General features: G+C 63.2%; 18 protein-coding genes and 1 tRNA gene. 12 read left to right on the plus strand and 7 right to left on the minus strand.

Annotated elements, in window-relative coordinates; all coding sequences use genetic code 11:
• The first annotated feature begins 241 nt into the window (after positions 1-241).
• Both DVDV_RS05275 and DVDV_RS05280 read left to right on the plus strand, forming a co-directional pair.
• Entirely contained in the window at positions 242-526 is a 285-nt protein-coding gene (locus DVDV_RS05275) for a thiamine S protein (protein WP_075353705.1), read from the plus strand.
• A gap of 507 nt (positions 527-1,033) precedes the next feature.
• On the plus strand, positions 1,034-2,512 hold the full coding sequence (locus DVDV_RS05280; RefSeq protein ID WP_075353670.1) for an outer membrane homotrimeric porin: 1,479 nt from the start codon (positions 1,034-1,036) through the stop codon (positions 2,510-2,512).
• Positions 2,513-2,817: 305 nt separating this feature from the next.
• On the opposite strand, the gene DVDV_RS05285 is transcribed toward DVDV_RS05280, so the two are convergent.
• From DVDV_RS05285 to DVDV_RS05295, 3 genes are all read right to left on the minus strand, one after another.
• A tRNA-Ser gene (locus DVDV_RS05285) sits at positions 2,818-2,911 on the minus strand.
• 86 nt (positions 2,912-2,997) lie between these two features.
• Positions 2,998-3,534: a tRNA adenosine(34) deaminase TadA gene (gene tadA, locus DVDV_RS05290; RefSeq protein WP_075353671.1), complete on the minus strand. Its 537-nt coding sequence runs from the start codon at positions 3,532-3,534 to the stop codon at positions 2,998-3,000.
• Positions 3,535-3,783: 249 nt separating this feature from the next.
• Positions 3,784-4,596 (minus strand): phosphoribosylformylglycinamidine synthase subunit PurQ, encoded by an 813-nt coding sequence (locus DVDV_RS05295; RefSeq protein ID WP_075353672.1) that lies wholly within the window; start codon positions 4,594-4,596, stop codon positions 3,784-3,786.
• A 180-nt stretch (positions 4,597-4,776) separates the two neighbouring features.
• Between DVDV_RS05295 and DVDV_RS05300 the strand changes: the two genes are divergently transcribed.
• The 10 genes from DVDV_RS05300 (at position 4,777) to DVDV_RS05345 (ending at position 13,885) form a co-directional block, all read left to right on the plus strand.
• Positions 4,777-6,411: a CTP synthase gene (locus tag DVDV_RS05300; protein WP_075353673.1), complete on the plus strand. Its 1,635-nt coding sequence runs from the start codon at positions 4,777-4,779 to the stop codon at positions 6,409-6,411.
• A 341-nt stretch (positions 6,412-6,752) separates the two neighbouring features.
• On the plus strand, positions 6,753-7,289 hold the full coding sequence (locus tag DVDV_RS05305; RefSeq protein ID WP_075353674.1) for an HAD family hydrolase: 537 nt from the start codon (positions 6,753-6,755) through the stop codon (positions 7,287-7,289).
• 129 nt (positions 7,290-7,418) lie between these two features.
• Complete coding sequence (rpoN, locus tag DVDV_RS05310) at positions 7,419-8,855, plus strand: RNA polymerase factor sigma-54 (RefSeq protein WP_075353675.1); 1,437 nt, start codon at positions 7,419-7,421, stop codon at positions 8,853-8,855.
• 52 nt (positions 8,856-8,907) lie between these two features.
• Positions 8,908-9,456, plus strand: a complete 549-nt coding sequence (gene raiA, locus DVDV_RS05315) for a ribosome-associated translation inhibitor RaiA (RefSeq protein WP_075353676.1) — start codon at positions 8,908-8,910, stop codon at positions 9,454-9,456.
• Positions 9,457-9,906, plus strand: coding sequence for a PTS sugar transporter subunit IIA (locus DVDV_RS05320; RefSeq protein ID WP_043630708.1), 450 nt, complete (start codon positions 9,457-9,459; stop codon positions 9,904-9,906).
• A gap of 87 nt (positions 9,907-9,993) precedes the next feature.
• The gene (rapZ, locus tag DVDV_RS05325; RefSeq protein WP_075353677.1) at positions 9,994-10,881 is read left to right on the plus strand and encodes an RNase adapter RapZ; all 888 of its coding nucleotides are present in this window, start codon (positions 9,994-9,996) and stop codon (positions 10,879-10,881) included.
• Positions 10,882-11,097: 216 nt separating this feature from the next.
• Positions 11,098-11,535, plus strand: a complete 438-nt coding sequence (locus tag DVDV_RS05330) for a PTS sugar transporter subunit IIA (RefSeq protein WP_075353678.1) — start codon at positions 11,098-11,100, stop codon at positions 11,533-11,535.
• Positions 11,536-11,537: 2 nt separating this feature from the next.
• Entirely contained in the window at positions 11,538-11,999 is a 462-nt protein-coding gene (locus tag DVDV_RS05335; RefSeq protein WP_075353679.1) for a PTS sugar transporter subunit IIB, read from the plus strand.
• A gap of 59 nt (positions 12,000-12,058) precedes the next feature.
• Entirely contained in the window at positions 12,059-12,796 is a 738-nt protein-coding gene (locus tag DVDV_RS22145) for a PTS sugar transporter subunit IIC (protein ID WP_254845261.1), read from the plus strand.
• 168 nt (positions 12,797-12,964) lie between these two features.
• Positions 12,965-13,885, plus strand: coding sequence for a manganese-dependent inorganic pyrophosphatase (locus DVDV_RS05345; protein WP_075353680.1), 921 nt, complete (start codon positions 12,965-12,967; stop codon positions 13,883-13,885).
• A 169-nt stretch (positions 13,886-14,054) separates the two neighbouring features.
• Here the strand turns inward: DVDV_RS05345 and DVDV_RS05350 are convergent, their stop codons facing one another.
• The 4 genes from DVDV_RS05350 to DVDV_RS05365 all read right to left on the minus strand — a co-directional run bounded on the left by DVDV_RS05350 (position 14,055) and on the right by DVDV_RS05365 (position 18,940).
• Positions 14,055-14,840 carry an ArsA-related P-loop ATPase gene (locus tag DVDV_RS05350; RefSeq protein ID WP_075353681.1) on the minus strand — a complete coding sequence of 262 codons (786 nt, stop codon included), beginning with the start codon at positions 14,838-14,840 and terminating at the stop codon, positions 14,055-14,057.
• Between the two features lie 11 nt (positions 14,841-14,851).
• A complete protein-coding gene (gene cooS / locus DVDV_RS05355; RefSeq protein WP_075353682.1) occupies positions 14,852-16,762 on the minus strand; it encodes an anaerobic carbon-monoxide dehydrogenase catalytic subunit in 1,911 nt (636 codons plus the stop codon).
• Between the two features lie 113 nt (positions 16,763-16,875).
• Positions 16,876-17,565 (minus strand): Crp/Fnr family transcriptional regulator, encoded by a 690-nt coding sequence (locus DVDV_RS05360; RefSeq protein ID WP_254845262.1) that lies wholly within the window; start codon positions 17,563-17,565, stop codon positions 16,876-16,878.
• Entirely contained in the window at positions 17,531-18,940 is a 1,410-nt protein-coding gene (locus tag DVDV_RS05365) for an HD domain-containing phosphohydrolase (RefSeq protein WP_075353684.1), read from the minus strand. Before DVDV_RS05365 ends, DVDV_RS05360 begins: the two co-directional genes overlap by 35 nt.
• Between the last annotated feature and the right edge of the window lie 2 nt (positions 18,941-18,942).

Below are 18,942 nucleotides of genomic sequence, written 5' to 3' on the forward strand. Positions count from 1 at the left end.
GCTCTTGTGGCCGTAGCGTTCGAGCCGGTTTCCATCGCCAACCCGGCGTTTCGGCCCAGTCGAAGCGCCGGGTTCGGTTGCCGGCCGGCTGTTGCGAAATGCTCCCGGATGATTGACAATGCAGGTGGACGGCCAAGCGTCGTTCACCTGCATCCATACATAACATATGGGCCGGATCATCCCTTACGGGGAAGAACAGACCCTGTCCGCCGTCACGGTGTGCAGGGAGGAGGTCTCGCACGTGTCCTCAACGATTGAATTGCGCGCGTTTATGGGACTCTCCGACACGTTTCGGGAAAGGAATTGGAGCAACCCCAAAGAGGTCGTGGTCCCGGGCGAACTGTCCGGAACGGAACTCCTGGCATTGCTCGACCTGACAGAAAACATGGTCGAAGTCGTTTTTGTCAACGGCAAGGCCTATACCCCGCCCCTGGCGGTCGTGACCGGCGGGGACAGGGTGGCCCTGGCGCCGCCCGGAGTGCCCGGTCCGTATCGCGTCCTGCTCGGCTTCAAAGAGATGGGGTGAGCGGGCACCACGACAGCGACGAGACCAATTTGAGCCATCGCTGCCCGGTTCCGACTGCCCGATAGGACGGCCCGTGTCCATGGCAGAGGGAAGGGCCCATGGTTCTTTTGCGGCGCGCGCCCTTTCACGAATCCAGCAGCAAAGACATTCCGCAGTCAGGCATCCACAGCGCCGGCGAACGCCTTGTCGCTTGTTTTCATAGTCCCCACCAGAGTTGCCGCATACGCCACTTTACATCAGATGCCTGGGCATGTATCAAACATGCGGCATTGGCTGAAGCATGGCTTGGCCGTATCTGCAAGTGATGCAAGCCGAACTCAAGATGGACTCGCCGGAGTTTGGCAGCCAAGCCTGCGTCCCAGACACATTGTTGTGGATTAGTACGCACGCAGTTGTCGCCAGGCCGGACAACAGGTCTTTTTTGTCTGCGTCTGTGAACGATCCTGCGTCAGCGTCTAAACGCACAACAAGCGATTTCAAGAACTCTCCACTCTGAAGGAAGGATCCATGGGGCGACGTGTCTTGTTCGGTCTGATTGCCCTGTGCAGTCTGGCCATGACGGGCCTGGCCGCTGCAGCCACTGAAGTGCGCATGACCGGTGACGCTCTGGTCTACGGCAATTATTTTGCCCATCAAAACTTCACCGGCTGGAGTGGAGCCTCCTGGAACAACAACATCCCGACCTGGACCGGGGCCGGCACCCAGACCGAGGACCGCTTCCAGCTTTGGGAACGGTTCCGCCTACGCGCGGATTTCGTGGCGGATGAGGCTGTCAAGTTCCGTCTGGGGCTTAAAGTCGTGAACGACACCTGGGGGCATGGGACCTTGACCGCGGCCAATCCGACCCCGTCTATCAAGGTGTATCAGGCCTACCTGCAGTACAAGTGGCCCGGTTCTGATGTCGAAATCACCGCCGGTTTGCAGGAAGTGTCCCTGCCGGCCAACGAATTCTTCTGCGACTCGGTGGTCTATGGCGGTGACCGCGCCGCCGGCCTGGTCGTGCGAGCCCCGCTGCTTGGCGACACGCTGTCCGTGTATTCCGGCTTTGCCCGGCTTATAGACACCAACCGGACGTACGACACCACCACGACGCAGGTCGCCGACGAGCTGGACCTGTACTTCCTGACCTTGCCCATTGTCGCTCCCGGCTTCAAGACCACGCCCTGGGCCGCATTGACCGTGGCCGGCCGCGACGCGGCGTATTACACCAACTACTCCTACGCCAACACAACCTTTGCCGAGAACATGCTCTCGGCCGGGACGCTGCTGACCCCCGCCAAGTGGAAGAATAATCAGAACACCTACTTCTGGGCCGGCGACACCTTCGAAATCACGGCCCTCGATCCGGTCAAAATCTATGGCGACGTGGCCTACGGGATCGGAGCCGCAGGCGACCGCAAGAAAAGCAAGCGCGCCGGCTGGTTTGCCGACCTCGGGGCCGAATATACCGGTTTGGATCTGCTTACCCCTCAGGCCTTTGGCTGGTGGTCAACCGGCGAGGACGGCTCCATCCAAAATGGCAGTGAGCGCCTGCCGATTCTTGAATCGAGCTGGGGTCCGGGCAACAGTTTTCTTTTCGACACCACCCAGGACCTCTACATGAACAGCAACATGGGCATGAGCGCCGTTGGAAACTGGGGCCTTGGCGCTTCTTTGGACAAGATCTCGTTCGTTGGGAAGCTGACCCACCGTCTGACTTTCATGTATGTCCATGGCAACAACGCCTCCAAGGCCATCCGATCCCTCAACGTCGCCCTGGGCAGTAATCCCTACTATCAGATGGGCCATGATCTGACGGTGGATGAGCAGGTGATGTCGGTCAATTTCGACAACAAGTATATGGTTTACGACAATCTGGCCCTGCTGCTTGAGACGGGCTGGGCCCACGGCGACTTCCAGAAGAGTGTCTGGGGCCGCCGCCTGGTCAACGCCTCCCGGGACGGCGATTCCTGGAAGGTGGCATTCGGCCTGAAGTACCGGTATTAGTCGCGCCAATATGGCCCGGCTGCCAGGAAGCTGCCCGGACGGATTTTTGCTTGCGTCTCTGCTGCGCCGGCAATGACTTCAAAGGGGGGGCGTCGCCAGACGCCCCCCCTTTGTTTTTGGCAGCAAGCCGCTTTGGACCGGCCCTGGTTCCACAAGACGGATGAAACTCACGGCCGCGGTATTGCAGGTCAGTGCCGCCAGCCTCCTGGTCCATGGGGCGTGGGCCGCTGCAACACGCGGAAACCCCAAAAAGACAAGCCCCACAAGGCTTTTGGGGCCATGTGGGGCTTGATGAAAGTTCTTATTGGCGGAGAGGGTGGGATTCGAACCCACGTGCAGGCTATTAACCCGCAACCCGATTTCGAGTCGGGCCCGTTACGACCACTTCGGTACCTCTCCGCTCTGAGAACCAGAAGGAATTTGGGAAGCTATCCAGCAATCGACGGCTTGGCAAGCTTTTTTGCGCTTGTGACCGGGCAGGCGGATCAGCTCCTGGTCCGGCCGCCGCGGCGGCTGCGGAAAAACTCCCGCAAGAGCGTCCCGCATTCCTCGGCCATGACCCCGGTCACCACGTCGAAGCGATGGTTGAGAAAGGGCAGGTCCGGGCCGGGCAGCTGGGAATCCACCGCGCCGGTGCGCGGGTCCGGCGCACCGTAGACGAGCCGGCCCACCCGGGCGTGGACAATGGCCCCCAGGCACATGATGCAGGGTTCCAGGGTCACCACCATGGTCGTGTCGAGGAGCCGGTAGTTTTTCATTTTGGCCGCCGCCTGCCGGATGGCCAGCATCTCGGCGTGGGCCGTGGGGTCGATGCTGGAGATGGGGGCGTTGCCGGCCCGGGCCAGCACCTCGCCGTGGACCGACAGGATGATCGCGCCGACCGGCGCTTCGCCGATCGCCGCCGCCTGCCGCGCGTCTTCCAGGGCGAGTTCCATGATCGCTTCATAGCTCGCCCAGCCCGGCGGCGGGGCAGGGAGGTCGTCAGAGCGGGCGTCAAAACGCTTGGCCGGCTTCAAAGCCATGGGACATCCTTGGGAGGCAAAATGGGATGGGCACGCTTTTGCGATGTTCTACCGGACCGCGTCGCCAAAGCGCAACACAGGCGATAGCGCCTGTGTTGTACCCGGCAGGGTGCCTCCGGGCTGCTGGGCCCAGTCTTGCCTGTCTGGCCTGCCGGGCGACACGCGGGCCGGGGCGGGAGATAAACGGTTGCGGTCGGCAAGGCAAGGCAGCAGCGTCAGCCCTGCCTTGCCGGGACGTCGGATGGGCCGTCAGGCCCGGGCGCGCAGATAGGCCACGGCGTTTTCAAAAAGCACCGTGCCCAAGGTGGGACGTTCGCCCCGGGTGTAGCCGGGGTGGTTGGTCGGATGGTTAAATGCCTCGGGATGCGGCATGAGCCCGAGAATGCGGCCGGTCGGGTCGGTCAGGCCGGCGATGGCGTGGGGCGACCCGTTGGGGTTGGCCGGATAGTCCATGGTGACCTGGCCGGTGGCAGGGTCGGCATATTGCAGGGCAACGGCCCCGCTGGCGAGCAGTTCGTCAAGGACGCTTGGCTCCATGGGCACGAGCTTGCCCTCGCCGTGGCGCACCGGAAGGTCCAGGCGGCCGATACCCTTGGTGAAGACACAGGGGCTTTCCGGGTTGGCGGTAAGGGTCACCCAGCGGTCTTCGAAGCGGGCCGAGTCGTTGTTGGCCAGGCTCACCTGCCGGGAGAAATAGCTGCCGCCAAGGGCCGGCAGGAGGCCGAGCTTGACCAGCAGCTGAAAGCCGTTGCAGATGCCAAGCACCAGCCCGCCGGCATCAAAAAAGGTCCGCAGCTGGGTTAAAAGCGGCTCGCCGGCCGCGGTTTGGGCATGTTTCCAGCGAACGGCTGCGGCCTGGGCCGCGCCAAGATCGTCGCCGTCGAGAAAGCCGCCGGGAAAGACAAGAAAATTGTAGGCGTCAATTCTTGTCCGCCCGGCCACAATGTCGGAAAAAAACACAATATCCGTGACGTCGGAGCCGGCCATGCGGGCGGCATGGGCCGATTCCACCTCGCAGTTGGTGCCAAAGCCGGTGATCACGAGGGTGCGCACCTGGGGCATATGGGGAAATCCTCCCAAAGGGTTCCTTGAAAAATTGCGACCGAAAGCGTACCTTGCGCAGCGGAACATACGGGGCCGCCCCGGCCGCGTCAACCGGAGCTGTGCCAAGGGTGCGGTTTCCGGCCGCAAACCGCCGGGGTCGCCGGCGCGGCCCCCAGTACAACAAGGACGGCATCAGCAATGAAGACCAAGTTTATTTTCGTGACGGGAGGGGTGCTGTCCTCTCTGGGCAAAGGACTCGCCGCCGCCTCCATCGGCGCGCTGCTCCAGGCCCGGGGACTCAAGGTCACCATCCAGAAACTCGATCCCTACATCAACGTCGATCCCGGCACCATGAATCCGTTTCAGCACGGCGAGGTGTACGTGACCGACGACGGGGCCGAAACCGACCTCGACCTCGGCCACTACGAACGCTACCTCGGCGTTCCCATGAGCCAGAACAACAATTTCACCTCCGGGCGCATCTATTTCAGCGTCATCCAGAAAGAGCGCCGGGGCGACTACCTGGGCGGCACGGTCCAGGTGATCCCGCATATCACCGACGAGATCAAACGCTCCATCCTGGGCGTGGCCCGGGACGAAGACGTGGCCATCATCGAGATCGGCGGCACGGTCGGCGACATCGAGGGCCAGCCGTTTCTGGAGGCCATCCGCCAGTTGCGCATGGAGCTTGGCAAGGAAAACGCCCTCTACATTCACCTGACGTTGGTTCCCTATCTGCGCATGGCCGGCGAGGTCAAAACCAAGCCCACCCAGCACAGCGTCAAGGAACTGCGCTCCATCGGCATCCAGCCCGACATCATCATCTGCCGCAGCGAAGTGGATCTGGCCAAGGACATCAAGCAGAAGATCGCGCTTTTTTGCGACGTGGACGCCGATGCCGTGTTCACGGCTGTGGATGTGAAAAACATCTATGAATTGCCGCTTCGCCTCTATGGCGAGGGCGTGGACCAGAAAATCGCCATTTTACTGCGCCTGCCGGCCAAAAATGCCGAACTTGAGCCCTGGCACGACCTCATGGACCGGCTGGACCATCCTTCCGGATCGGTGTCCATCGCCATTGTCGGCAAGTATGTCGACCTCAAGGAAGCGTACAAGAGCCTGCACGAATCCCTGGTCCACGGCGGCATCCACGCCGGGGTGTCGGTCCGCTTTGTCTATGTCAATTCCGAAGAGCTGACCCGGGAAAACGTGGCCGCCACCCTGGGCGGCATCGACGGCATCCTGGTTCCGGGCGGCTTCGGCTCGCGCGGCGTCGAGGGCAAGATCGCGGCCATTGAATACGCCCGCACCAAGGGCGTTCCGTTCTTCGGCATCTGCCTTGGGATGCAGTGCGCGGTCATCGAATACGCCAGGAACGTGCTCGGGCTGGCCGGGGCCAACTCCGAGGAGTTCGACCTGACCACGCCGCACCCGGTCATCTACCTCATGCGCGAATGGTATGACTTCCGCACCCAAACCATCGAGCACCGCGATCCCTCCAGCGACAAGGGCGGCACCATGCGTCTGGGGGCCTATCCCTGCGTGGTCGCTCCGGACACCCGGGCTGCGGCTGCCTACGGTCTCAGCGAAATCTCCGAACGCCACCGCCACCGCTACGAATTCAACAAGGCCTACGCCGCTGCCTTCGAAGAGGGCGGACTGGTCTTAAGCGGACTGTCGCCGGACGGAGAACTGGTGGAAATGGTCGAGTTGCCGGGACATCCGTGGTTTTTGGGCTGCCAGTTCCACCCGGAATTCAAAAGCAGTCCCATGCGCCCCCATCCGCTGTTTCGGGAATTTGTCACTGCGGCCAAACGCTGCAAAAAAGCCTAGCCGGCTTTCGCAAGGCTGGTCCGAAGCCGTCCGGGGGAAGAGACCTTTCCCCGGGCGGCTTCGTTTTGACGGGGTCGCGTCTGGTCGGTTGGCCCGCGAGGGTGCGGACACCATGCCGGGGCGGGAAAGACACCCCGGCGAACACGGCCCTGGGCCTGATCCCTGACACGCTGCCGCAGGAGCGGGAAAAACACCTCTATCCGCTGGTCATCGCGGTATTTTTATGCTAAGGTCGCCCTGTCGGGCGGGAGACGTCGGCCGGGCCTGGATGTCCGTGGCTGTCTTGTCGAAGCGGCTCCCGGATCGGGGCGCGTGTGTTTTCCGGCCGCTGGAGGTCTTGTATGGCTGAGGATGCGAATCTGGCCGCCAGCCGGGCCAGGGAAGTTTCATTGCTGGTCCTTGATGTCGACGGCGTCATGACCGATGGCGGCATTTATGTCGACGCCCGGGGCGAGGTGACCAAGCGGTTCCATGTCCACGACAGCCTGGGCATCATGGCCGCCCAGGCGGCCGGGTTGGCCATTGCGGCCATAAGCGGCCTGGACAGTCCGGCCGTGGCCGCCCGCATGGCCGAACTGGGCATCACCGAGTACCACCCGGGCCATCACCGCAAAGTGGGCGTGCTGCAGGGCATCCTGGAACGCCAGGGAGTGCCCCCCGAGCAGACCGCCTATCTGGGTGATGACTGGGTGGACGCCGGCCCCATGGGGCTGGTCGGGCTGCCCATGGCCGTGGCCGATGCCCAGCCCGAGATTCTTGAACTGGCCCTGTGGGTGTCGCGCCGGGGCGGGGGCCAGGGGGCGGTGCGCGAGGCGGTGCGGTTTATCCTGGCGGCCAAGGGTCGGCTGGGTGCCGCCTACGAGTGGTTCCTGGACTAGGGCCGCTTGTGCCGATTGCCACGAGGTCGCAATTGTGGCATGGTTTTTGTTGGGCGGGGTGGCCATGGGCCGCCGCTCGAACCGGTTAGAACCCTTGGACGCAAACGACCCACGCGCACGGCGGTAAGCATGGCCCTGGAACTGCGGCAGCAGCTCAAGCTTTCCCAACAGCTGGTGATGACCCCCCAGCTGCAACAAGCCATCAAGCTTCTCCAACTCTCCCGGTTGGAGCTGCTTGAGAGCGTGCAGCAGGAGCTGTTGGAAAATCCGATGCTGGAGGAGACCGTCGAGGACGATCGGCCAACCGAGCGCGTCATGGCCGAAGACAACCTCGGGCCCACCGGCAACTCCACTGACGCGGCCATGGAAAAGGAGCTGCTCAAAAACGCCGAGTGGGACGACTACCTCGGTGATTTTGCCAGCACCGGCCGCCAATCCCAGTCCCGTGATTCCGAAATTCCCGAAGAGGGCATGGCCTATGACGCCCGCCTGGCCTCCAAGCCGTCCCTGGACGGGCACCTGGGCTGGCAGATGCATCTGTCCAATTTCACCCCCAAGGAAGTGGAAATCGGGGAAACCATCATCGGCAGCCTGGATTCCTCGGGCTACCTGCAGGCCACGGTTGAGGAGCTGGCCGGGATGGCCGATGCCGAGCCGGCCATGGTGGAAGCGGTGCTCCACCGGTTGCAGCGCCTTGATCCCGTGGGCGTGGCCGCCCGCACGCCCAGCGAATGCCTGCTGATCCAGATCGAGATCTGCGGCTACGTTGATCCCATCCTCATCGGACTGGTGCGCGAGCACCTGGAGGATCTGGAAAAAAAGCGCTATAAGCCGCTTTGCAAAAAATTTCATCTGACCATGGAAAAACTCAAGGAATACCTGGAGTTGATCCAGACCCTTGATCCCATGCCCGGGGCCAGCTACGGTTCCGGTGACCCGATCTACGTCAGTCCCGACGCCTTTGTGTATAAATACGGGGATGATTTCGTTATTGTGCTCAACGAGGAAGGGATGCCGCGCCTGGGCCTCAACACGACCTACCTCGACGGCACAAACCCGAATAAAGACAAGGATAAGGACTACCTGCAAGACAAGATGCGCTCGGCCATGTGGCTGATGAAAAGCCTGTATCAGCGCCAGCGAACGCTGTATAAGGTGCTTGAGAGCATCGTCAAATTTCAGCGCGGGTTTTTCGAGGACGGCGTGACCAGACTGCGCCCGCTGATCCTCAAGGACGTGGCCGACGACATCAGCATGCACGAATCGACCGTCAGCCGTATTACCTCCAACAAGTACGTGGCCACGCCCCACGGCATTTTCGAGCTCAAGTTCTTCTTTAACAGTTCGCTGGAACTCGATGACGGCACCACGGTCGGTTCGGAGTCGGTCAAGGCCATGATCAAGCGCATCATTTCCGGCGAAAACGCCAAGAAGCCCATCAGCGACGAGGCCATCGCCGATATGCTCAAAGACGAACTGCAAATCAACATCGCCCGGCGTACTGTGGCCAAATACCGCACGGCCATGGGCATCGAGTCATCGTCGAAACGCAAGGCGGTTTTCTGATGCTTCGGACCGGGTTTCCCCGGCCCCTCACCACGCCATCCCGGAGGATAACATGAACATCACCTTTAATTTCAAAAATTTTGAACCTTCCGACCACTTGCGCGACTATGCCCGCAAGCGTTTTGAAAAGCTTGCCAAATACACCTCGACCGTGGACGCTTCGGAATTGCAGGTCAATTTGGCCGTGGAAAAGACCCGGCAAATGGCTGACGTCATTTTCCAGGCCGACAACATGCACATCTCGGCCCACGAAGTTTCCGAGGATATGTACTCGACCATCGACCTGATCCTCGACAAGATCGAGTCCCAGGCCAAGAAGTTCCGGGAAAAGCAGAAGGACCGCCGCCGCCAGACCATCGAGCAGGTCCGCATGGACGTCATCAGCATCAGTGAGGACAGCGAGGGCGGCCGCATCCCCACCATCATCGAGACCGACAAGTACGAGCCCAAGCCCATGGCCGTGGAAGAGGCCGCCTTGCAGCTTGAGGCCCTCAAGTACGAGTTCCTGGTGTTCATCAATTCCGAGAGCGAACGGCCCAATGTCATCTACCGACTGCGCAACGGCGACTTCGGCCTTATCGATCCTGGAACGGGCGTCTAAATGCGGTTAGAGGACTATCTCCAGCCCGATTTCGTGATCGGGGAGCTTGCGTCGGAGTCCAAGTCCGAGGTGCTGGCGGAACTGGTGGCCCCGATCAAGGCACACTGGCCCGAGTTTGACGCCAAACGCGCCCATCAGGTCCTGCTTGACCGCGAAAATCTGGGCACCACGGGCATCGGCGACGGGGTGGCCATCCCCCACGGCAAGATGGAGAGCCTCGAACGCATCGTCATCGTCGTCGGAAGAAGCCTTGCCGGCGTCAGCTTCGATGCGCTGGACTTCAAGCCCTGCCGCATCTTTTTCCTGGTGCTGGCGCCTGAGCATGTTGCGGGCCTGCATTTGCGCATCCTGGCCCACATCTCCCGGCTGCTTTCCGACGAGACCTTCCGGCGCGCCTTCCTGGACGCCGAAAACGACGCCGCCTTGTGGCAGGTGCTCACCGCCGCCTAGGACTGCCTGAAACCATTTCCCCGCGCGTCTGTTGTCACACATTCGCGCGGGGAATCTGCTACTGCTTCAGGCCGGGGAGTCAATGCCATGGAAAATGCGGCCAGAGATCTCATCATCGTCATTTTGACCGGCTTGTCCGGTTCCGGCAAGTCTACGGCCCTGCGGGTCTTTGAGGACCTGGGATTTTTCTGCGTGGACGGCCTGCCGGTCAGCCTCGTGCCCAAGCTCATGAACCTGTTCGACGAGAAGGGCGGGCAGCGCTACAAGGGGCTGGCCCTTGGCATGGACGTGCGCCAGGCCGACCTCGATACGGACTGGGGCGCAACCCTGGCCCAGATCAAGGTCAAGGACGTCGCCCCCCAGATCATTTTCTTTGAAGCCGACACCGGCGAGATCATCCGCCGTTACGCCACCACCCGTCGGCCCCATCCCTTGGAAAGCCCCGAACGGGGTCTTGAACAGGCGGTGCTCGAGGAACGCGAGCGGATGCGCCCCTTGCGCGACGCAGCCGACATGGTGCTCGACACCACCCACTTCACCATCCACGATCTGCGCCGCAAATTGCAGGAAAAATGGGCCTCCATCCGGCCGACGGCCGGTACGCTCAAGGTCCACGTCATGAGCTTCGGCTTCAAGTACGGCCCGCCTTCCGAGGCGGATATGGTCTTTGATTTGCGCTTTCTGCCCAATCCCTATTTCGACAAGGACCTGCGGGAGCATACCGGCAAGGAGGCGGCCGTTCGCGACTATGTGCTGGCCGAGGATCCGGGCCGGGAGTTTTTGCGCCGTCTCACCGAATTTCTGCTCTATCTGCTGCCCCTGTACGGCAAGGAAGGGCGCTACCGCCTGACCCTGGCCTTTGGCTGCACCGGCGGGAGGCATCGCTCGGTGGCCGTGGCCGAGTCCGTCTTTGACACCTTGTCCAAGGCTGGCTACAATATTTCTTTGGAACACCGACACATCGAGCGCGGGTAACAGGGCGGCTCGGGCCGCTTTTCTCATCGCGTTCCCGGTGTCCGTCAGCCGGGTCGGGGGCGGGTTCTCGCCCCAAACGGCGTGGTTTGTTGCGGGGTACTGACCAGGAAGGCTGGTCGTGGTCCGGAGAATGGCCCGGGGGCGCAGACAGCGCCGCCGCCGTTGCCGGATGACCGGGTCCTCTAGTGGGGGCGTTATGCTCAGGGATGTTTGCTTATGAATGCCCAGTCCCGAACGGACGCGCCGGTGGGCGTGGTGGTCGTCACCCACACCGATTACGGCTCGCGGCTCATTGCCGCAGCGGAATTTATCCTGGGCCCCCAGGAGTTCTGCCAGGCCGTCAGCGTCGATCTCACCAAGGCCGTGGATGAGACGCTTACGGCGCTCAAGGCCGCCATCAAGGAAACCGACCAGGGCGGCGGGGTGCTCATCCTCACCGACATGTTCGGCGGCACGCCCACCAATATGAGCCTGTCCCTTCTGGGAACGTGCCGGCTGGAAGTGCTCACCGGCGTCAATCTGCCCATGCTGATCAAGATCCTCGGCTCCCGGACCAAGCCCCTGGAGGCCCTGGCGGTCGAGGCCAAGCAGGCCGGTTGCCAGGGTATCGTCGTGGCCGGCGAAGTGCTGCGCAAAAAGGTGGCAGAGGGTTAGCCATGGCGTTCGTGCGCGTCGACAACCGCCTCGTGCACGGCCAGATCATCGAAACCTGGCTGCCGTTCACCCATGCCCGCATGATTGTGGTGGTCAACGACGAGCTGGCCGCCGATCACCTGCGCCAGGAAATCATGTCCCTGGCCATTCCCGCCGGCGTGGAGATCGTGTTTTTGGCCGTTGCCGATCTGGCCGCCTATTTCTCCCGCACCCCGCTTGACATCAGCGACGCGCTGATCCTTTTTTCCAACTGCCGCGACGCCCAGGCCGCCTATGAGCAGGGTTTCGATTATTTGAGCCTCAACCTCGGCAATCTCCATTACGCCCCGGGCAAACGCCAGGTCTGCCCCCACGTGGCCCTGTCCAAGGAAGACGAATCCTGCCTGGATTTCTTGCGGGACAGAGGCGTGCGCCTGGATTACCGCTGCCTGCCGGGTGACCCGGCCCAGCTGCGTACGGCCTGATGGTGCAGGCTGCATGATCAGGAATTGCAGGAACGGCGGAATGGGGCTAGAGTTGCTGCTTGCGTTTCCTGGCCATAACGTTTCCTTGCAGGCGAGACACATGCCATGACCCATCAGGCCGATATCCTGCTCCACGTCCTTGGCGTCGCTTTTTTTTTGTCCTTTTCTCGTCGTTTCGCTTTGCCGTAAACGCGGCCCTGCTGGAACGGCCGCTGCTTATCGGCTGCTTCTGGGCCGCCTGCCAGGGTGATCTCCAGGCGACGCTCAACCTGTGCATCTTCTACGAGCTGTTCTGGCTCGACGGCATCCCGGCCGGCACCATCATTCCGCCAAACGCCGCCGCCGCCACGCTGGCCGGCCTGTCGCTCATGCATGTCTTTTCCCTTTCCACCCCGGCCGAGGCCTTGTGCGTGGCTGCCGCCACCTCGGTCCTGGCCCGGCTGTTCTCGGCCCTGGAAGGGGCGCAGCGGGTGGTGGAGAACATTGTTTTTTCCCGGTACACGGCGGCCCGCCAGCGCCAGCGCGCCCCCATCGAGCCCGGACGCCTCATCCGGCGGGCCCTGGTCAACATGGCCGTCATGCAGGGCGTGACGTTTAGTGCGGCCCTGGCCGGGCTGATCGCCATTTTTTCCGTGGCCCTGCCGGTGGTGTGGCCCTATCTGGCCTCGTCCAAGGCCACCTGGGGCCAGCTCTGGATTCTCGGCAGCCTCGGGGCGGTCCTTTCCCTGCGCTACCGCCCGGCCTACGTGACCCTGGCCGGGGGCATGGGCGCGGCCGTTCTCTGGCGTTTTTTCTAGCCCTTTTTCACAAGTTCCGGCCGTGGCCGGATGGGCGCGGACGCAAAAAAGACACCGCCGGCCGGGGATTTGACTTGGCAAGACACTGGTTTTGGGATATTATTCACAAGTTTTAAATGCGGAGCCGACCCGCCAGGGTCTTCGAAAAACCACCAGGAGGAAAAGAGTATGTCCGTTTACGTGGTTGGTCACAAAAACCCGGATACCGATTCCGTTGCCGCCGCCATTGCCGTGGCTGATCTCATGAACAAGTCCCAGGGCATGGGCGCCATCGCCGCCGCCCAGGGTCCCCTGAACCCGGAAAGCGCCTTCGTTCTTGAGAAGTTCGGCGTGGCCGCTCCGGAAATCATCACCGATGCCACCGATAAAAAGATCATCCTGGTCGACCACTCCGATCTGGCTCAGAGCCTGGACAACCTGTCCAAGGGCGAGCTGATCGGCATCTACGACCACCACAAGCTCGGCGACGTGTCCACCCCCAATCCCCTGGACATCCTGGTCAAGCCCGTCGGCTGCTCCTGCACCGTGGTCAAGATGATGTACGACTGCGCCAAGGTGGAGATCTCCAAGCCCATGGCCGGCATCATGCTGTGCGCCATCCTGTCCGACACCGTCATGTTCAAGTCGCCCACCTGCACCCCGGCTGACAAAGCCGCTGTCGAAGCCCTGGCCAAGATCGCCGGCGTTTCCGACACCATGGGCCTTGGCGTCGAGATGTTCAAGGTGAAGTCCGCCGTCGGCGGCACCCCCGCCCGCGACTTGGTCTTCCGCGACTACAAGGACTTCGACATGGGCGGCAAAAAGATCGGCATCGGCCAGCTCGAAGTGGTCGATCTGTCCATCCTTGAGCCGGTCAAGGCCGACCTATTGGCCGAGTGCAAGAAGGTCAAGGCTGATGGCCGCCACAGCGTCTTCCTGCTTCTGACGGACATCATGAAGGAAGGTTCCGAGATGCTGATCGTCTCCGACGATCCGAGCTACGTGACCAAGGCCTTCGGCGTCGAAGTGAAGGGCGACTCTGTGTGGCTTGACGGCGTGCTGTCCCGCAAAAAGCAGGTCGTGCCGCCGTTCGAAAAGGCTTTCGCCTAAGTCCTTTGGCGTAAACGCGCAAAAGGGAGCGGTTTTCGGACCGCTCCCTTTTTTTATGGCGCGTGTCTCCTGCCGCGCCCATGATCGTATCTGCGCGTTTATGGAGAAATAGGAGTGTTCCCGGCGGCTGCCGCGATACTGCGCAGACGCGATGGCTGCGGGCAGGACATCACTCGCCCAGGCCGGCCAGCAGGGCGGCGCAGGCGGCATCGGCCGTGGCCACCTCGGGCAGGGACAGGACGCTGCCGTCTCGGGCCTGGCGCTTGGCCAGTCCGGCCAGGGACGGCACCGCCACCAGGACCGACGGCAACCCGGGCAGGGCCGGCAACTCGCCAAGGGCTGCCGCGTCGCAGCCGGTCACCGCCAGGATCTGGCGGGTGAGCCCCAGTTCCCGGGCCATGGCCGATACCCGGGCGGCCACGGCCAGGGAGCGCAGCGAGGCCTGGCTGACCACCACCAGGCTGTCCACATCGCGCACCGTCCCCCGGCCCAGATGCTCCACGCCGGCTTCGCAATCAACCAGGGTGTCCATGTCGCCGGCCGTCAGGACATGGGCGATGACCGCCTGGAGCAGGTGCCCGGCTGCGCAGGCGCAGCCGCTCCCGCCCCCGGACACCCCGCCCATGACCAGCAGCCGTTTTTTCCCCAGCCGCCCGCCAAAACACGGCCCGTCGCCAACCGGTACGGCCACGCTCACCTCCCCGGGCAGATCGTCCACCCGTGGCGTGAGATTGAGATAGACCCCGTCGCCGATACGCTGGCGCACGAGCGATTCGCGTTGGGCCAGGGCTTTGGGCAGGGCGTCCTCCGGCAGACCGCAGGCCGAGCCCAGGGACAGGGCCGTGTCGGCATCGATCAAAACCACATCCCGGCCCAAGCGGGCCAGATAGTCGCCCAGAAGCGCCGCCAGCGTGGTTTTGCCGACGCCGCCTTTACCGGCAAAAGCGATCTTCATACCTGTCCCGCCTAGGAATAAACCGTGCCGTCATACCGGTCATTGAGGCCAAGGGCCAGCCGTTTGGCGGTGATGCGCCGGCTGATGACGGCTGCCGCCTTGACCGGGTCCGGCTCGACCACGAAGTGTGCGCCAAAGACGTCTTCCAGACCGCCAAGGGCCAGCTTGGTCACCAGTTCGCTGCCAAGGATGTTGGGGGGCAGGCCCAGGTGGGTCATGACGCCGCTGGCCACGGCATACAGGCCGATGGCGGCGGCTTTTTCCGAATACCATTCCGGCGCGCTGGCCGCCACGGGCAGATCGGATATATCGACGCCCAGGGCATCGGCCAACAGGGCGCACAGAGCCAGAATCCGGGAGTTGTCCACACAGCTGCCCACATGGAGCACCGGCGGCAAATCGAAGCGGCCGCAAAACTCGGCCAGACCGACCCCGGCCTGCTCCAGTCCGTCCATGGTCATAAGCCCGGCCTTGCCCATGGCCACTGTGGCGCAGCCCGTGACCACCACCAGCACATCCTGTTTGATAAGCTCCCGGGCCAGACCGACCAGCAGGCCGTCGTGGGGCAGCTTGGGATTGTTGCAGCCGACAATGCCGACCACCCCGCGCACCAGGCCGATCTTGACCGCGGCCAGCAGCGGTTCGGCCGAACCGCCCAGGGCTTCGAGAATGGCCTCGTTGGAATAGCCGGTGCGAAGGCTCACCGGGGCAACCGGGATTTCCACCCGGGCTGCGTCGCGGCGGGGGAAGGCCTCGATGGCCAGGGTGACGGCCTGGAAAGCCATTTCCCGGGCGTTGCCGAGGGTGAATTCCAGGTGGGTGGCTCCGGGGAACTGGGCCTTCTCCGAGGTCGTGACAAACCGGGTATGGTAGCAGGCGGCGATCTGCACCAGGCTTGGCATGATGCATTGGTAGTCGGCCACGACCATTTCCACGGCCCCGGTGACCAGCGCCAGTTCGGTCATGAGGTGGTTGCCGGCCAGGGGCACGCCCTGGCGCATGAGCACCTCGTTGCCGGTGCAGCAAAGGCCGGCCACATTGATGCCTGCCGCGCCCACGGCCCGGGCCTTGGCCAGCATGGCCGGATCGCGGGCCGCGGCCAGGATCATTTCCGAGACCACCGGACTGTGGCCGTGGACCAGGATGTTGACCTTGTCATCGGCCAGGACGCCGAGATTGGCTGCAACGGTTGCCGGGCGCGGTGTGCCGAAAAGGACGTCGGAGAGCTCGGTGCCGATCATGGAGCCGCCCCAGCCGTCGGCCAGGGCCGTGCGGGCGGCGTGGAGACAGATGGAGGTCGGGTCGCAGTCAACGCCCATATGGGTGCGGTGGAGCATTTCCACGCATTCCCGGTCGATGCCGCGCGGCGTGGTGCGGGTGGCCTGCCAGATGTCCCGGCGTTTTTGCGGTGCGCGGGAAAGCAGGGACAAAGCGTGGTTTCGAGTACCAAAATCCTTGAAAAAAACCTCGGCCAGGGCCTTGGCCTGGGCCGTGGTATCCAGGCCGGCCAGGTCAAGGCCGACCTCGGCGCAGAGTTTGGCGAGCTTTTGCGGGTCGCGCACGGCATACTCGGTGTTTTCACCCTGGCCCACGGCTTCCAGGACTTCCAGCAGATCGCGGCCATGGTCGGAGTGGGATGCCGCCCCGGCGGCAATGAACCGGCCGAAATTGCGGGCGACCGTCAGGTCGGCGTCGGCTCCGCAGACGCCAAGCGTGCGTTTGGGGCCTTTGGGGTTGATGCGGCAGGGGCCCATGACGCACTTGCTGCAGGTCAATCCCTGGTCGCAGAAGGTGCAGTGGGGCGTTTGCTCGGCCAGCCGGTCCCAGACCGTGGCAATGCCTTCTTCCCTGGCTTTATACAGCATCCGGCGGGCGTCTTCCCACTGGGACAGATCCTCGATGGTTCTCGTATCCTTGGCCATGCCATCCTCCTGGTTTGCCCGGCCGGGCGGGAAGCACCGGCGGAACATGCGGACGTTTGGCCTGGGTTACGATTTCGAGGCAGGGGGTGTCTGTCAGATTGCCGACAAAGGCGCTATGAATCAGCCAGGGCGGCCAGGGCGGCGAAGTCGGGGATGCAGATAACACCCCGGGCGCGCATCTCGATGATCCCTTCGCGCTCCAGGGTATTGAGCAGCGAGGAGACGGTCTGGCGGGAGGAGCCGACAATGGTGGCCAGTTGTTCGACATTGAGGCCATGGGCAAAGCACAGGATGTGCTCATCCCCGGCATTGGCCCGCTCGGCTTCGTAGAGCAGGAGCTGGATTAAGCGTTTTCGCACGTCGAAAAAGGCCAGCCCGTCGATGACCGAGAAGGCGTGGGAGAGCAGGTCGCCAAGAACCTTGACCATGGAGGTGGTGAGCGCCGGCATGGCGGTGAGAAAACGGCGTACGGTTTTCATGTCGGCCACAAGCAGGGTGAGGTCGTCCAGGGCCTCGACAAAGGCCCGGGTGTGGGTGGTGTAGACGTCGCCGGCATCCAGGATGGCCATGGTGAATTCCTTGTCCCGGTAGGCCAGGTAGACCCTGGCCCGGCCCCTGGCCACAATAAACAGGCTGTTTTGTTTTTCGCGGGGAGCGAAAACCTGAGCTGTCTTGGGGTATTTGCGGGAGACAAAGGCGGCGCGCACCAAAGCGAACTCGGGCTGGTCCAGTTCGCGCAGCAGGTCGGAATCGGTCAGGCGCATGGCGTCAGTAGCGCACGGTACCCGTGGCGATGGCGTCATGGGCGGCATCGACGGCGTCCGGGTCAAAGGCCGTGCCCTTGTGCCGGGCCAGCTCGGCCAGGGCAGCCTCCACGCCAAGGGCCGGGCGGTAGGGGCGGTTGGAGGCCATGGCATCCAGGACGTCGGCCACGGCCAGGATGCGGGCCTCGATGCCAAGGGCCGAGGCGTCCAGGCCCCGGGGGTAGCCCGAGCCGTCCAGGCGTTCGTGATGGCACAGCACGATTTCGGCCACAGGCCAGGGGAAGTCGATGTCCTTTAAAATTTCGTAGCCGGTGGTGGCGTGCTGCTTCATGAATTCCCATTCCAGCCCGACAAGGCGCCCGGGCTTGCACAGGTAACGCACGGGCACGCTGATTTTGCCGATGTCGTGGAGCTGGCCGGCCACCCGGATTCCCTCCACGGTGTCCTCGGGCAGTTTGAGGCTGCGGGCCATGGCGGCGGCCAGCCGGGCCACGGAATCCTGGTGGCCGGCCGTGTAGGGGTCGCGGAAACGCACGGTGGTGGACAGGGATTTGACGGTCTGGTGGAAGAGCGCCCGGGTCCGCTTGAGGGTTTGGCGCAGGGCTTCCTGGGACTGGCGGCGCTGGGTGACGTCCTCCATGGAGCCTTCATAGAGGATCACCGAGCCGTCGCCGCCGCGAACGGCCCTGGCCTGGATGGACACCCAGATACGCTGGCCGTCGGCCCGGGACAATTCGGATTCCATGGCCCGCACCACGCCTGTTTCCGCCAGGGCGGCGTGGAGAAACTGCCGGTCCTCGGGACGCACGAAGACACTGGCGGCCTCATCTCCCCGGGTGGTGAGCCCCTGGGGGGAGTCGTAGCCGAGCATCCGGGCCAGGGCTCCGTTGACCGTGACAAAGCGGCCGGCCGGGGTCATCTGGAACAGGCCTTCCACCGCGTGTTCGAAAATGATGCGGTATTTTTCCTCGGCTTCGCTCAAGGCCCAGCTGGTGCTTTTTTCTTCGGTGACGTCGCGCAAAAAACCGATATAAAAAAGGTCGCCCCCCGGGGAAACGGTGCGGTGGGCCGATTCTTCGATCCAAAGGACAAAGCCGTCGCGGCAGATGGCCTGATAGCGCCGGCCTGTGACCGAGCCGGAGGCGGCCAGATCGTGCAACACGGCGTCCCGGGTGGTCGGGTCGAGATAGAATTGTTCCGGGATGGCAGCCATGGCGGCCAGAAAGGCGGCTGGATCGGGATAACCGAAAAGGACGGCCATGGCGGTGTTGACTTCCAGAAAGGAACCGTCCACAGCCCGCAGATATACGGCCAGGGGGACGTCGTGAAAGAGCAGCGAGCTGGCGTCGGCCATGGCGTCATCGACCCGGGCGGAGGAACTGGCTGGCGCGGCGGCCTCGTCGGATGCTGCCATGG

The sequence above is a fragment of the Desulfovibrio sp. DV genome (genome assembly GCF_001936595.1).
In the GTDB taxonomy this organism is placed as follows: domain Bacteria; phylum Desulfobacterota; class Desulfovibrionia; order Desulfovibrionales; family Desulfovibrionaceae; genus Solidesulfovibrio.